The organism is Burkholderia sp. GbtcB21 (assembly GCF_019091065.1).
Taxonomy (GTDB): Bacteria; Pseudomonadota; Gammaproteobacteria; order Burkholderiales; family Burkholderiaceae; genus Burkholderia; species Burkholderia pyrrocinia_C.
Genome location: NZ_JAGXKA010000076.1, coordinates 1 through 916 on the forward strand (window position 1 = coordinate 1; position 916 = coordinate 916).

Sequence of the window (916 nt, forward strand, 5' to 3'; positions counted from 1 at the left end):
AGAGACGGTTTCAGAAAGGCCCCGTTGGGCTGTTAACTTTCGCGGCAAGCTGTTAACCTCAGGCATCGGAACAACCGAGGCCGAGGAGATGGGCAAGCCGATCATCGACGACGAACTGTGGATATTGATCGAGCCGTTATTGCCGCCACCCAAGCCGCGGCGCGAGAAGAACCCAGGCCGCCTGCCTGTTTCGAATCGCGCCGCGCTGACCGGCATCCTGTTCGTTCTCAAGACGGGATTGCGCTGGCGCGACCTGCCCGCCGAGATGGGCTGCGGCTCGGGCGTGACTTGCTGGCGACGGCTACGCGATTGGCAGGCTGCGGGCGTATGGGATCGCCTGCACGAATTGCTGCTCGCGAAGCTGCGAGCAGCAGACCAAATCGACTTCTCGCGAGCCGCAGTCGATTCCTCATCGATTCGCGCCGTTGGGGCGGGCCAAAAACCGGGCCAAACCCCACCGATCGCGCGCGACCCGGTTCCAAGCACCACATCGTCACCGACGCCAATGGCACGCCGCTCGCGGCGATCCTGACCGGCGCGAACGTTCACGATGTCACGCAGCTGCTGCCGCTGATCGACGCGATTCCGCCAATTCGTGGATTGCGCGGCCACCCACTGCAGAGACCGCGTGTGGTCTACGCCGATCGCGGTTACGACTCCGAGCGACATCGGCAGGCGTTGCGCAATCGCGGTATCGAGCCGGTTATCGCCAAGCGTCGCACCGAACATGGCAGCGGCCTTGGCAAATATCGCTGGGTCGTCGAGCGCACGCATGCCTGGCTGCATCATTTCCGTCGCCTCCGTATTCGTTTCGAGCGCCGCGCTGACATTCACAGCGCGTTCCTCAAACTCGGTTGCTGCCTGATCTGCTGGAATACCCTCCGGCGCACTGAGCTGTCTTTATGAAACCGTCTCT

1 protein-coding gene is annotated in these 916 nt (G+C 62.8%); it reads left to right on the forward strand.

The window, feature by feature from the left end; genetic code table 11:
* Window positions 1-88: 88 nt before the first annotated feature.
* A protein-coding gene (locus KVT39_RS36400; RefSeq protein WP_217591423.1) for an IS5 family transposase occupies window positions 89-906 on the forward strand; the annotation gives its coding sequence in 2 pieces (ribosomal slippage) (window positions 89-437 and window positions 437-906; 819 coding nt in all).
* Window positions 907-916: the final 10 nt, after the last annotated feature.